Origin of the sequence: Saccharibacillus sacchari DSM 19268 (genome assembly GCF_000585395.1) — a bacterium.
GTDB lineage: Bacteria > Bacillota > Bacilli > Paenibacillales > Paenibacillaceae > Saccharibacillus > Saccharibacillus sacchari.
Genome location: NZ_KK073875.1, coordinates 5522347 through 5536807, shown reverse-complemented (window position 1 = coordinate 5536807; position 14461 = coordinate 5522347). Strand labels below are relative to the sequence as shown.

Sequence of the window (14461 nt, the reverse complement as noted above, 5' to 3'; positions counted from 1 at the left end):
CGAACGCTTCGCTCCTACACGACTCCACACCTCCCTTCCTATGTTTTTCAAGGGAATACAAAATTAAGAGCAAGGTTCTTTTCACTTTTAAGCTGAGGAGGAAGGCTGTCGAGAAACTTTCGACAGCTTTTTTTAGTTTCCGGATTTTATGGAGTGAAGAAGAACGGCTTCGATGAATGGTGATATTTTTAAAGTAGTGGACTAATGTGAATAATTTGAGAAAGAATATGTATAGAATTTTCAAAGATGTACTTTAATATGAAAGAGCAGTGCTTCATTTAATAAATTAATGCTGTATCGTGATAAAACAAGAATTTGCTAAAGATAGTTGAAACGCTAGACGATAAACAAATAGACAATAAAGAATTCATTTTAGGTATATAGGAGGAATGTATGAAAAAGGCTTTGGTTGTTCTTTTAGCATTGGCATTATTCATGCCTGTTCAGCTTAGTTTGTTCACGTCATCTGCATATGCGGCACAACCGGTTAGCGGCATCACTGATTTTGGTAATACTGATGATTATCCTGCCAACAATGTAGATGCAAGTGAACCTGACGGCTATGTCGTACCGAATATCGTGAATTCCGGTTGGGATTTTCGCATGTTTGCGGATAATGATGCATTGGACGCAGCTGTAAACGTAGAAGCCTTCACAGGACAAACAGTACTTGCCTACGGAGCCTCCAATAGAGGATTGATCGAAGTAACTGCAATTCAATTGTCTCCGAATGACGGAACTTTATTCGATCTCAATTCTGTGGATATTACTTTTGATAGCGGAGTCAATGAGGGAGCAAAAAACGTTGAGCTTCTTGGTTACAAAGGAGGACTTCCTGTAGCGGGAGCCACGCTTACTAAATTAGTTTATCCCGCTTCGTATCTACCTCCTGGCGAAGGCTTGGTTAGCTTCAATGTCAGTGGAGTACCTGCTTTCCAAGGAGTTGATGGTTTTCGAGTTTTAGCTCCGCCTGATTCTGTTGGAGTGTATGCGATTGGTGTGGATAATATCAACGCGATAAATTTCCGTAATGCAACGGAAGCGCCGACGTACACGATTAGCGTAATCGATGATCAGACGCTGGATGCGGTGACGGAAGGTTATGCATCCGGCACGCAGGATACGAACACCATTACGGTGAACCGAACGGGTACAGGCACACTTTCGAACGTAGCGGCCAACCTGAGCGGCGTGCAGGCTTCGGCGTTCGAATTGTCGACACTGTCGGCGACGACGCTGGACGCTGCCACGCCGTCGGCCACGTTTACGGTCAAAGCCAAAGATGGTCTGGCTGTCGGGACGTACACGGCAACCGTGACTGTTTCGGCCACTAACATGACTGATGAAGTCTTTACAGTGACGCAGGTCGTGACGGCTGCACCGACGTACACGATTAGCGCGATCGATGATCAGACGCTGGATGCGGTGACGGAAGGATACGTATCCGGTACGCAGGATACAAATACTGTCGCAGTGAATCGCACGGGTACGGGCACTCTTTCGAACGTAGCTGCTAATTTGAGCGGCGTACAGGCTTCGGCGTTCGAGTTGTCGCCGCTGTCGGTAACGACACTAAACAACACGATGCCATCTGCGACGTTCACCGTCAAAGCCAAAGATGGTCTGGCTGTCGGGACGTACACGGCAACGGTAACGGTTACGGCAGATAATCTGGCTGATGAAGTCTTCACGGTAGCGCAGGTCGTAACAGAGGCACCCACGTACACGATCAGCGCGATCGATGATCAGACGTTGGATGCGGTGACGGAAGGATACGCATCCGGCATGCAGGATACGAACACCATTACAGTAAACCGAACGGGTACAGGTACTCTTTTAAACGTAGCCGCCAATCTAAGCGGCGCCCAGGCTTCGGCGTTCGAACTGTCGCCGTTGTCGGCAACCACACTGAACAACACGATGCCATCTGCGACGTTCACCGTCAAAGCCAAAAACGGGCTGACAGCCGGGACGTACACGGCAACGGTAACGGTTACGGCAGATAATCTGGCTGATGAAGTCTTCACGGTAACGCAGGCCGTAACAGCGTCACCAACGTACACGATCAGCATAATCGACGATCAGACGCTGGATGCGGTGACGGAAGGTTATGCATCCGGCACGCAGGATACGAACATCATTACGGTGAACCGAACGGGTACAGGCACCCTTTCAAACGTAGCCGCCAACCTGAACGGGGTACAGGCCTCGGCTTTCGAATTGTCGCCGCTGTCGGCGACAACGCTGAACAGTACGACGCCGTCGGCGACGTTCACGGTCAAGGCCAAAGACGGACTGACGGTCGGGATATATACGGCCACGGTAACCGTTACGGCAGACAACCTGGCTAACGAAGTGTTCACAGTGACGCAAGTCGTAACCGCTCAGGGACAGGTAGCGGCTCCATTTGCTAGTCCGGGTGGTGGTTCTGTGACAGCAGGAACTCAAGTGAGTTTGACTAGCCTGACCAATGGAGCAGTTATTCATTATACGTTGGATGGAAGCACGCCGACAGCAAACAGCCCGATTTATAGCACGCCTATTACTGTAAGTGCTGCAATGACCCTTAAAGCTGTAGCTGTTAAAAATGACATGTTAACCAGCTCGATATTCAGGGCTTCTTATACGATCGCGGCTCCGTCGCCGCAAATACCGTCGCCGCAAACCCCGACACCACAAACACCATTGCCGCAAACCTCGACACCACAAACTCAAATGCCACAAACACCAGTTCCTCAAACCTCAACAACTACAGGTGTTGAGGTTCTGGTGAATGGTAAGATAGAGAATGCAGGTGTAGCAGCAAAGTCGGAACGTAACGGTCAATCCGTTACAACAATTACCGTAGACGAGCAAAAACTTCAGCAGCGTCTTGCCGCTGAAGGGAATGAAGCTTTAATTACCATTCCGATCACTGCCACATCTGATGTGGTCATTGGTGAATTAAACGGCCGAATGATTAAGAACATGCAGAGCACGCAGGCTGTGGTCGAGCTCCGGACTGAGCGTGCCGCTTACACGTTACCGGCACGGCAGATCAATATGGATTCGATATCTGCTCAAATAGGCCAAAACGTAGAGCTGCAGGATATTAAAATCAAGATCGAAATCGCAACGCCAAAAGTCGATACGATGCAACTTGTCGAGCAATCCGGCAAGAAAGGGAGCTTTGACCTCGTTGCACCGGCAATCGAATTTACTGTCCGTGCAACCTATGGAGATCGTACGATTGACGTTGAACGATTCAATGCATATGTAAAACGTACCATTGCGATTCCGGACGGAGTAGATCCAAGCCGTATTACGACAGGAGTTGTCATTGATCCTGACGGAACCGTACGCCATGTACCTACAAAGGTTGTGCGGATTGACGGAAAATTCTATGCCGAAATCAACAGCTTGACGAACAGCACGTACTCGGTCGTTTGGCATCCATTGCAATTTACTGATGCCGCAAATCATTGGGCGGAGGAAGCGGTCAACGACATGGGTTCCCGAATGGTTGTGAATGGATTTGAAGACGGTACGTTCCGCCCGGCTCAAGACATGACGCGTGCGGAATTCGCGGAGATTATGGTACGTGGACTGGGGCTTAAGCTACAAGAAGGCAAAGCGCCGTTCAAGGATATTCAGGAAAACGACTGGTATAACGCTTCGATCTTGACTGCTTTCGAATTTGGTCTTATTAGCGGGTTTGAAGATGGAACTTTCCGTCCGCAGGATAAGATTACTCGAGAGCAGGCCATGCAAATTATCGCTCGAGCCATGCAACTTAGCGGATTGAAAGGAAAGCTTCAGGCAACCGATGCAGATGTTCTTATTGTTCCTTTCGCTGATGCAGAAAATGTATCAGCATGGGCAAAGAATGGCGTGGTTGACATTCTGAATGCCGAAATTGTAACAGGTCGGAGTGGTAAAATGTTGGCACCAAAAGCCAATGTTACTCGGGCAGAAATTGCTGTAATGATACGAAATTTGCTGAGCAAGTCTGATTTGATTTAATGAAAGTTAGTTGTTTAGCGAAAAGAGGTTTCTCATCGAGAAACCTCTTTTTTGAATACTTGCAAGAGTAGAATGTTTGAATAGGTCAGTGTCCGCATTGAACAAACATAAGAAAGCATAAACGTTATATTTATCCCAGAATGATCTTCTTCAAACGGGAAACCAGAACTGGAAAAGTTTAATTTTATTTTTGTTTATTTTGCAATCAGGCGGGTACAAAAACAGAGAACAAACAACAGGCATTCAAAACATTTTCGGAGGTGCGTCGAGATGGCAACGAAGGAATTGGCTCTGCACGAGAAACTCGAAATCCACGAATTGTTGATTCTCAAAACGTCATGCGTGACGAAGGCGGTCGCGATGTCGGGGTTGGTGCAGGACGAGAAATTGAAAGCACTGATCGAAGAAGACATCGAGAATTCGGCGCAGGCGGTCGACGAACTGAAAGCACTTCTAATCAGCTGAGGAGGGATTACACATGGCTACCCCAAAATCGATGACGAAAGAAACGCTGGTCAAAGCGGTCACGCCGATGGACGATATGGCGATCGCGACGGATATGCTGTTGTCCGCCAAAACGGCGGTGCGCTCGTATGCGGTGGCGCTCACCGAAGCAGCTTCGCCGAAGGTGCGCAAAGTGCTGAAATCCCAACTGGATACGGCGATCAAGACGCATCAGAAAATCGCCGATTACATGATCGAGAACGAAATGTACCATCCGTACGATATCGACGAGCAGGTCGAGCACGATATGAAGAAATCGGAAATCGCGCGGAACCTGGTGGAAAATAAGTAAAAGGGCAAGCCGGAAATCCGTTCTCTTCGCAGAGAGCGGATTTTTTTTGTGTAAAATGGAATGAGAGGGTTAACGTTAATGAGGAAAGGAAGGGGCAAGCGAATGGGCTGCGATATTACGCTTTTTTGCGAAGGCTACATCAAAGAAAAATGGATCAATATCGATCGCTGGTACCGGAAAGATGATTGGCCGGAGATTATGGTGACGGATACCGAAGGCTTTGATTATGTCGATCTAATCGATGGGAGTCGGGATTATGGGTTGTTTTACCTGCTGGCAGGGGCACGGGGAAGCGAGGAGTATAACAGTTATCCGCCGATTTCTCCACCGAAAGGTCTGCCGGAGGAGCGTGACGCGCTGCTGAAAAAAGAATATAACTATGGTGATTTGCCGAACAACGTGAATTTCCATCATGCTTCCTACTTGACGCTGCGAGAGTTGAAGGAAAGCGGATACGGCGATTTGATGCGGCTCAAAGGGTGGGTCGACCCGGATGAATTTGAGTATGCCAGGAGCAAAGTGCAGCGTGGAGAAAAGCATCAGTCGCATTTCGTGGACGTCAAAGAAGATGAGTACAGACGCGAAGGCAAAGTATACAAAGAGTGGGACGGCTATATCAATCTCAACCTGACTGATATGATCGAAAAGATGGAACAGTTGAAAAAAGAACGGCGAATCGTAAGCGACGATGAGGTGCGGATCGTGTTTTGGTTTGACAATTAAACACAAAAGGCGGCTCTTCTTTAAATAGAAGAACCGCCTTTTTCGTATTTACAGAAGATTAACATGATGCTGATACGGGGCTGATTCTTCGGCTTTAACATGGGGGATGTGATGTGGGACCGTTCCCACAAAGAGGCGTCTCATCCATAACAAATCACGGAAGGCGGAAAGGCAAGGTGAACGCATTGAAGCTGCTGGATACGCAAGGGCGCGTAACGCCGGAGGAATCACGGACGCATATTCGCATTCCTTTTGAACTGAATACAAGCTGCCGCCGGTTGAACTTCCGTTTTGAGTATGCGCCGAAGGTGCTGGAAGATCGGGAACAAGCGGTGAAGCTGCTACGGGATAGTTATGAAATCTACATATTGCCCGAGCAAAGAGAACAAGCGAACGCGCGGGTGGAAAGGCATCTGCCTTTGAAAAATCTAATTACGCTTTCGCTCGATGATGCGCAAGGTTATCGCGGAGCTTGCCATCGTCATGATCCTTTGCAGGAACTTTTTGTGTCGCAGCATGAGGCTTCTCCAGGGTTAATAGCGGGCGAGGTTGCTGCGGGATCGTGGAACGTGACGCTGAGCCTGCACTGCATTGTGACCGATATCTGCGATTACCGCTTGCAAATCTGGACGTCCGAGGAGGCCAACGCATGAAGTGGATCGCTTGCGAACTGCACACCCATACGCTGCACAGCGACGGGCGGCAGACGCTTCAGGAATTGGCGGAAGGCGCGGCCAAGTTGGGCTTCGACGCCATTGCGCTAACGGATCATAATACGATGTCCGGGTTGGTCGGCAAGGAAGAGGTTGAGCGGGAGTACGGATTGACCATTGTGCCGGGGATGGAATGGACGACCTTTTACGGGCATATGGTGACGATCGGATTGAGCGAATATGCGGACTGGCGACAGGCGACGCAGCAGGATATCGACCGGGGGATTGAGAGCGTGCATCGCCTTGGAGGGATTGCGGGACTTGCTCATCCCTTCCGAGTCGGCAGCCCGGCTTGTACCGGATGCTTTTGGGAATATGAGATCGGGGACTGGAACGCGGTGGATTACATCGAAGTCTGGTCCGGCACCTTCCCGTCGATCCAGACCGACAACCATCGGGCGTACCGGTTATGGACGGACAAGCTGAACGAAGGCTACCGCATCGCAGCGACCTCGGGTCGAGACTGGCATGCTCAGAGCGATACGGATGAGCCGATCTCGGTCACGTATTTGGAAGTCGAAGATGCGGTCTGCGCGAAGCAAGATGGATCGGACATTCAGGCGGGTATCGAAAAAGGCGCATCCGAGAGCGAACAGGAAAGCTTTGCGATCCCGGAGGTTGCCTTGATTCAAGCGCTGCGCGAAGGACGCGCTTCGGTCACGATCGGTCCGCTGTTGTCGATGGTGTTGGAGGCCGCAGGCGATTCGTATCGAATCGGTTCCGTGCTGCCTGTAACGAAGATGAATGAACGGGATGAAAAAGTGACTGCGACGATCATTGCGAAGTTATCGGTCGATTTCTCGGTTCGTCCCGGTCAATGGTCGCTAGCTGAACAAATCTTCAAGCTGAAGCTATGCTCCAACCTGGGCGAAGAAATGGTGATGAATGTAATCGATTCGACTCAACAGTCCAACGATACAGGCACGCTTCATCCGAAGTTCGAAACGTCTATCGAGCTTCCCGTGCTTCCGACCGACCTTTCCCGCAAATGGCTGCGCGCCGAGCTTTGGGGAACCGTGCAGGGCGCACATACGCGAATCGCTTTTACCAATGCCGTTTACTTCGAATCCACGGCTGAAGGAGGTGCTGACTAATGAATGCTTTTCCGTTAATCACGGCTCATACAGGCTGCATGGGACACGCCGCCCATTCGCTGGAATCGCTTTGCGCGGCATTGAAAGTGGGAGCCGACGTATACGAGGACGACATTCGCGTGACGCGAGACGGAGTTCCGGTACTGGCGCATGACGACGAGATTGCGCTGCCAGGCGGAAAACGCGGAAGTTTGGCGGCAATGACGCTGGAAGAGCTCAACGAAGTATTGAATACGCCGATGCTGGAATTAGCGGATATCTTGAACTGGATTCGTACGGCAGGACGCACCATGAATCTCGATATCAAAACGGATGATGCGCTGGAACCTACGGCAGCTTTGGTCAAACGAATGGAGATGACGGATCGGGTATTCCTCAGCGGGTGCGGATACGAACGTGCCGATCTGGCCGAACGCTCCGGTATCGCGCTTCGCAAGCTGCTCAATATCAAAGTCGACAGCTTCCGAAACCTGAGCTATGCAGAAGCCGTGCAGCAGGCTTGCCAAGAAGCGAGCCGGACCCGCTGCTTCGGATTGAATCTTCCGCATCAGGCGGTCAAGCCGGAACTTTTGGAAGCGGCAAAACAAGCCGATCTGGCCGTGTATGTCTGGACCGTTGCCGAGACGGAAGACATGCGGCGGTTTGCGGAGTGGGGCGTCGATTCCATTACGACCCGCGACCCGGAGAAGCTGATCGCGGTGCGTGACGAGATGAACGGCGCAGAGGAGAGAACGGAGTGGACACGAAGCTGAGTTACAGTTTGCGGGAGCTCGCGCAGTTGGCCGGCGTATCGAAATCGACCGCTTCACGGGTTATTTCCGGCAACGGCTACGCGAGTCCCGACGTCCGGGAGCGCGTGCTGAAAGCGGCCGAGGAACTGCGCTATAAGCCTAACGCGGTGGCCCGGGCCATGGTTGCCAAGCGCACCTACAACATCGGGGTGATCGTGTTCCGCGACAAACTTCCGATCGTGTCGCATACGTTATACGGCAAGATCGTGGACGAAATATTGATGGCGGCGGAAGACCTCGGCTACTCGATTTTTCTCAAAACCGATCGGGAAATGTCACTACGTTCCATGGACTATATGCTGGAACAGCGTGTCGACGGGTTGATCTTGATCAGCCGTTTGCGCAAGAACGTGATCGATTACGTAAAAAAATTCAACATCCCATACATTATGGTCAACGGTTCGGCGGAAGATCCTGACGTCGTGCATCTGGTGAGCAATGACGAAGCAGGCGGAGAGCGGGCGGCCGAGCATCTGTACGATCAAGGACATCGCAGATTCTTTATCGTCGCGGGTCCGGTGGAACATCGAAGCCACTCGCTGCGGTTGTCGGGCTTTTTGAACAAGTTGGGAAGCCTGGACGACGGAAAAAGAATGATCACCGAAGAGGATAAACAAAGCGGCCAAGGCAGTGATGGGATCGTGGATGAAACTTCGACAAAAGCCGAGGACGCTAGCCGGATCTCGATCGTGACAGTTGCCGAATCGCCGGACTCCAGCTTCGACTCGGGCGTGCGCCTGATGGAAGAACGATACGAAGAGTTCCGTTCCGGGAGCTATACCGCACTGTTCGCCACCAACGATATGCTCGCGCTGGGCGCCATGAAGGTACTGTTGGAAAATGGCGTACATGTGCCGGAAGACGTATCCGTCATGGGGTACGACAACACGGATCTCGGCGGCATGTACCATCCGGCGCTTACGACCGTCAGCGTGGACGCGGCCGGGCTGGGTCGGGACGCCGTTGCGATTTTGGATCGGATGATCGGCGGGGAAGAGAACGTGCCGCGCCTGATCGAATACGAAAGCGAAGTGATCGCCCGTCGATCAACGAGAGGAGAGGGGAACGGCACATGCTCTGGTATTGGAAACACGTAGGGATGCGGCGGATCGTCGAATTCGTTTTGCTGACGATCTTCGCGATCTTTTTCGCAGGCCCGCTGGTCAATCTGCTGGTACTCGCGTTCAGCGAGAAATGGAATTACCCGGACGTCCTGCCTCAGGTCTGGGGATTCAAATGGTGGGAGTTCGTGCTGGCGAAGGATGATATCGTTTCGTCGATCTCGCTGTCTTTCCTGATTGCCACGCTGGTCACGATCCTGTCGATTGTCGTTTGTATTCCGGCCGCTTATGCCTTTGCCCGAATCCAGTTTCCGCTTAAAAAAATATTCCTGTTCTCGTTCCTGTTGACCAATGCGTTTCCGAAAATGGGGCTGTACGTCTCGATCGCGGTGCTGTTCTACAAGATCGGACTGATGAACACTTTGCTCGGCGTCGTGCTCATCCACATGATCAACGTCTTGATGTTCATGACCTGGATTCCGACGGCCGCATTCCGCAGTATCCATCGCGCGCAGGAAGAATCGGCCCGCGACGTCGGCGCAAGTCCGTTCAAAGTGTTCCGCAGCGTCACGCTGCCGATGGCGATGCCGGGCATCGTGGTTGCTTCAATCTTCACTTTCCTGAATTCGCTCGACGAAGCGCAGGGGACGTTCTTGGTCGGCATTCCCGATTACAAAACGATGCCGATCGTCATGTACTCAATCATCTCCGACTTTCCGAGCAGCGCGGGCGCCGTGTTTTCGATCATTTTGACGCTGCCGACGATCATTCTGCTGGTCGCGGCGCAGCGATTGGTGAGTGCGGACGTACTGGCAAGCGGTTTTCAGATGAAATAGAGGAAAAGGAGGTTCATCATGCAGTTATCCATACGAGAGCTGGCCAAGCGCTACAAAACGGGCGACGGCGTCAGCGGGATCAACATCGAGATCGAGAAGGGGGAACTGGTCACCTTGCTCGGGCCTTCGGGCTGCGGAAAAACGACCGTTTTGCGCAGTATCGGCGGATTTCTCGAACCGGATTCCGGCGATATTCTGATCGAAGGACAGAGCGTCATCCAGCTTCCGCCGGAAAAACGCCCGACTTCGATGGTGTTCCAAAGCTATAATCTGTGGTCGCATATGTCCGTCTACGATAATCTCGCCTTCGGCCTGAAAATCCGAAAAATGCCGAAAGCCGAAATTCGCGCAGCCGTGGACGAAGCGCTCAAGCTGGTCCGCCTGTCCGGATTCGAGAAAAAATATCCGGCCGAGCTGTCGGGCGGTCAGCAGCAGCGCGTAGCCTTGGCGCGGTCGCTGCTGCTCAAACCGGCGGTGCTGCTGCTGGATGAGCCGTTTTCCGCACTCGATGCCAAGCTGAGGCACGAAATGCGCGAAGAGCTGCGGGAGATCCAGATGAAAACCGGTCTGACCATGGTCTTCGTCACACATGATCAGGAAGAAGCGCTGTCGCTGTCGGATCGCATCATCGTCATGAATCACGGGCGCATCGAACAAATTGCCAAACCGCAAGAGATTTACGATGCTCCCGCTTCTCTATATGTCGCAAGCTTTATCGGCAAGATGAATTTCCTGGAGGGGGTGGCGGAAGAGGGAAGCGTCAGAATCGGAAAACTTCGTTTGCCGAACGATAAGGATCTGCGCGGCAGGATCACGGCAGCCGTTCGTCCGGAAGACGTGCAGCTCGGGGAGCAAATCGTCGGCGAGAACATCCTGCCCGGCAAGATCAAGCAGGTGATGATTTTGGGGCATTACGCCGAAGTTACGGTGGAGCTGGCCGAGTTCGGCATCATTCGCGCTTTTCAAAGCAAAGAAGTCGTGCAGCATATGCAGTCGGGTCAAGATGTCGGCGTCTGTATCTCGAAAGCGGCCGGATTCCCGGTCGACGAAGCGAAAGCCATTTGAGGAGGATGAAATTCATGCGGTTGAAAAAGAAGTCCTGGTTGACGTTGTTGTCTGTTGCGGGTGTATCGATGTCTTTGCTGGCAGGTTGCGGAAACGGAAGCAGCGGTGAAAATGCGACTGCGGCGGCGGAAGGCAGCGGTGCTGCAGCATCGGGCGAGCCGACTTCGTTTAACTTCTACTTCACAGGCTCCCAGAACGTCAAAGATCTGTGGGATTCGCTGGAGCCGATGTTCGAAGAACAGCATCCGGAGATCGACGTGAAGATGGTCTATATTCCGTCGGGTACAGGCGCGGAACCGACCTACGATCGCATTATGGCAGCCAAACAAGCCGGTAAAGGCTCGGGCGGCATCGATCTGTACGAAGACAGCATCACGACCGTCGCGCAGGGAACGAAAGACGGCGTCTGGACGCAGCTCAGCGACTCCGATATTCCGAACTTGAGCAAAGTCGACGCGAACGTGATGAAGGACGTCGACAACTACGCGATTCCTTACCGTTCTTCCGCCGTCGTGCTCGCTTACGATAGCAGCAAGATCAGCAACCCTCCGACAATGCTGGACGAGCTGATCGATTGGATCAAAGCCAACCCGGAACAATTCGCCTACAATGATCCGTCGACAGGCGGTTCGGGCAGCTCGTTCGTGCAAACGATCGTGTACAAGGATCTGCCGGAAGAAGACATCCACAACTCCGATCCGTCCGTCATGGAGAAGTGGGAAGCCGGCTTCAACACGCTCAAAGAAATCGGTCCTTTCACGTACGGCGAAGGCATCTATCCGAAAAAGAACCAAGGCACGCTCGATCTGCTCATGAACGGCGAAGTATCGCTGATTCCGGCTTGGTCGGATATGGTGCTTCAGCAGTTGAACGAAGGACTGCTGCCGGACAGCATCAAAATGCAGCAAATCACCCCGGGTTTCAACGGCGGACCAACTTATCTGATGGTCAACCAAGAGTCCGACAAGAAAGAAGCGGTCAATACCTTCCTCGATTTCGTTCTGTCGCCGGAAGCGCAAGCCGTTGTCGTGGATAAAATGAACGGCTTCCCGGGGATCGAGCTGTCGAATATGTCGCAGGACATGCAGGATAAATTCGCAGGCGTATCCGAAGGCTTCCGTACGTTCAACATCGGGGATCTGGGTACGGAAATCAACAAACGCTGGCAGAGCGACGTCGCCGCGCAATGAGTACGAAAACCGCGATCGATCAAAGAAGAGGAAAGGGGGCCTCGCGAACGATGAGCAAAGAAGCCAAGCAGTCGATCCTGGGCCTGGCGATGGTGCTCCCCTCCTTCGCCATCCTCCTGATCGTCGTCATTATCCCGATCGTTCAATCGTTCGTCATGAGCCTGAGCAACGGCGAGGGCGGATACGATCTGAGCCGGTACGCCTATCTGTTTACCGACAAAGGGATGCGCAGCAACATTATCTTCACGCTGCGCATCACGGCCATCACGTGCGTGCTGGTGCTGCTGGTCAGCTACTCGCTGGCGATCTATATGCGTTTCAATCAAGGCCCGGTGGTCGATCTGATCCGAAAAACGTACATGATTCCGCTGTTCATTCCCGGCGTAATCGCAACCTATGGCCTGATCAATCTGCTCGGCAATCACGGCTGGCTGGCACGGATGCTGGAAGTGATCGGAGTGGAGCTGCCGCGGATCATCTTTGACGAAAAAGGGATCATTATCGCGAATCTCTGGTTTAATATCCCGTTTACGACGATGCTGCTCAGCTCCGCACTGTCCGCGATTCCGTCTTCGGTGATCGAAAGCGCGAAGGATGTAGGCGTGGGACGGTTCACGCTGTTCCTGAAGTTCATTTTGCCGCTGTCGTATAAAACGTTCATGGTTGCCGTGACCTTCGTGTTCATGGGCGTGATCGGCTCATTCACCGCACCGTTCCTGATCGGCGCGAACTCCCCGCAAATGCTGGGCGTATCGATGCAGCAGGTGTTCAGCGTATTCCAGGAAAGAGAGCAGGCCGCGGCAATTGCGTTCTTCTCGTTCCTGCTCTGCTCGGTACTCGGGGCGTTCTACATTCGATCGATGACGGTGGAGGAGAAGGGGAAAGTTTAGAGGACGGGAAAAAGTTTGGAGAGCGCCGGGAGGTTGTGTTTCGGTCGCGTGTTGAAGCTTCCCCAGTTCAAAGGCGAATGCTCCGCTCCTACACACAACCTTCCTCTGCTCTTTTACTTTTTCTTGGGGTAGGTAAGGCAAAGACGGAACGTGCTCTTTTACGGAGCACGTTTTTTTGTTTTCATAATTGCTCGATTAATCGTAGATAGTAATCTCGAAGCTGTTCGCGCAGATTATCGGGTTCGAGAATGCGGATCGTAGAGCCGAAGCCGGCCAAGAAGGCGAGCATGAAATCCGTTTCCTGCGGTTCATAGGTGCCGGACAGTAAGGCATCGGCTGCCGGGTCGTCCGGGATGTCGAGTTTCATGGACGGATATAGGCTGCGACGGAGTCGAGTGACGGAATCGGGAGAGACGGAGCAGCGAAAAGGGATGGCTTCGGGGGACGTTTGGCGCAAGGTGTGGGCGTCGCGCAGGTCGAAAGGAAGCAGGTCCGGGATCGGTTCGTCGATTATTGGTTCGGCGGATAACACGCGATCGCAGCGGAAAACGCGGTATTCCTTTTTGTCCAAATCGTAGGCTCGGCAGTACCAGTAGCCGCGTGCGGCGTAGACGGCGAACGGCTGGATGCGGCGTGTAGAAGAATGAACATGAGTCAGGGGACCGCGTGCGGAATCAAGTTTGTTTTTTGCTCGATCTGCGCTTGGTTCCAAGGTTTTCTTTTTTGCCGCATAACGGATCTTCAATACTTCTCCACGCACTGCCGCTTGCAGCAACTCCTCCAGATAATCGCCGGGTTCGGCCGATTCGTCGGGGTAGAAGGCAATACGATGCTCGAAATGTTCGATCTGCTTTCGTTGTTCTTCCGATATGACATCCAGAAATTTCGCGTGGATCGAAGCGAACGAGACGCGGAACGGATCGCCGGAAAGACTGCGCAGCGCCTGCATAGCGAAGTACAGCGAAAGCACTTCGTCGTTTGTAAAAGAGACAGGCGGTAGCGATGCGGTGTCGAGCACCCGATAGCCGCCGAGCCGTCCGTGTTCCGCGAACAGCGGCAGGCCCAGTTCTTCGAGCGATTGAATGCTGCGTATGGCGGTGCTTCGGGAAATCTCGAATTCGTCCATTAGCTCGCGCAAAGTAAAATGTCGTTTACGGTAGGCGTAACGCTGCATGGCGTTAAGTCGCTCGGCTTTTTTCATCATGACCTCCTTCAAAGTCGGCTTCCTTGAGAGGAAGAAATACGAAACATGGAGCAAAGTATGCGGGAGATAGGTGTCACAAATTGAAACCTTTTATCG

Annotated in this window: 13 protein-coding genes; 12 read left to right on the top strand and 1 reads right to left on the bottom strand. The window is 52.4% G+C overall.

Annotated elements, in window-relative coordinates:
* The first annotated feature begins 393 nt into the window (after positions 1–393).
* From SACSAC_RS27420 to SACSAC_RS24020, 12 genes are all read left to right on the top strand, one after another.
* Positions 394–4002 (top strand): S-layer homology domain-containing protein, encoded by a 3609-nt coding sequence (locus tag SACSAC_RS27420; RefSeq protein ID WP_051507374.1) that lies wholly within the window; start codon positions 394–396, stop codon positions 4000–4002.
* Positions 4003–4272: 270 nt separating this feature from the next.
* A complete protein-coding gene (locus SACSAC_RS24070) occupies positions 4273–4467 on the top strand; it encodes a hypothetical protein (RefSeq protein ID WP_037290976.1) in 195 nt (64 codons plus the stop codon).
* A gap of 13 nt (positions 4468–4480) precedes the next feature.
* Positions 4481–4798, top strand: coding sequence for a spore coat protein (locus SACSAC_RS24065; protein WP_037290975.1), 318 nt, complete (start codon positions 4481–4483; stop codon positions 4796–4798).
* A gap of 78 nt (positions 4799–4876) precedes the next feature.
* Positions 4877–5521 (top strand): hypothetical protein, encoded by a 645-nt coding sequence (locus tag SACSAC_RS24060; protein WP_156951087.1) that lies wholly within the window; start codon positions 4877–4879, stop codon positions 5519–5521.
* 176 nt (positions 5522–5697) lie between these two features.
* Complete coding sequence (locus SACSAC_RS24055) at positions 5698–6174, top strand: hypothetical protein (protein ID WP_245608691.1); 477 nt, start codon at positions 5698–5700, stop codon at positions 6172–6174.
* Positions 6171–7328, top strand: a complete 1158-nt coding sequence (locus tag SACSAC_RS24050; protein WP_037290973.1) for a CehA/McbA family metallohydrolase — start codon at positions 6171–6173, stop codon at positions 7326–7328. The genes SACSAC_RS24055 and SACSAC_RS24050 overlap by 4 nt, the downstream gene beginning before the upstream one ends.
* Positions 7328–8080 (top strand): glycerophosphodiester phosphodiesterase, encoded by a 753-nt coding sequence (locus SACSAC_RS24045; RefSeq protein WP_037290972.1) that lies wholly within the window; start codon positions 7328–7330, stop codon positions 8078–8080. Before SACSAC_RS24050 ends, SACSAC_RS24045 begins: the two co-directional genes overlap by 1 nt.
* Positions 8065–9216: a LacI family DNA-binding transcriptional regulator gene (locus tag SACSAC_RS24040; protein WP_051507373.1), complete on the top strand. Its 1152-nt coding sequence runs from the start codon at positions 8065–8067 to the stop codon at positions 9214–9216. The genes SACSAC_RS24045 and SACSAC_RS24040 overlap by 16 nt, the downstream gene beginning before the upstream one ends.
* A complete protein-coding gene (locus SACSAC_RS24035; RefSeq protein ID WP_037290970.1) occupies positions 9192–10016 on the top strand; it encodes an ABC transporter permease in 825 nt (274 codons plus the stop codon). Before SACSAC_RS24040 ends, SACSAC_RS24035 begins: the two co-directional genes overlap by 25 nt.
* An 18-nt stretch (positions 10017–10034) precedes the next feature.
* Positions 10035–11081, top strand: coding sequence for an ABC transporter ATP-binding protein (locus SACSAC_RS24030; RefSeq protein WP_037290968.1), 1047 nt, complete (start codon positions 10035–10037; stop codon positions 11079–11081).
* Between the two features lie 14 nt (positions 11082–11095).
* Complete coding sequence (locus SACSAC_RS24025) at positions 11096–12271, top strand: extracellular solute-binding protein (protein WP_037290966.1); 1176 nt, start codon at positions 11096–11098, stop codon at positions 12269–12271.
* Between the two features lie 50 nt (positions 12272–12321).
* Positions 12322–13161, top strand: a complete 840-nt coding sequence (locus tag SACSAC_RS24020; protein ID WP_037290965.1) for an ABC transporter permease — start codon at positions 12322–12324, stop codon at positions 13159–13161.
* Between the two features lie 181 nt (positions 13162–13342).
* On the opposite strand, the gene SACSAC_RS24015 is transcribed toward SACSAC_RS24020, so the two are convergent.
* Positions 13343–14365 carry a helix-turn-helix transcriptional regulator gene (locus SACSAC_RS24015; protein WP_245608690.1) on the bottom strand — a complete coding sequence of 341 codons (1023 nt, stop codon included), beginning with the start codon at positions 14363–14365 and terminating at the stop codon, positions 13343–13345.
* Positions 14366–14461: the final 96 nt, after the last annotated feature.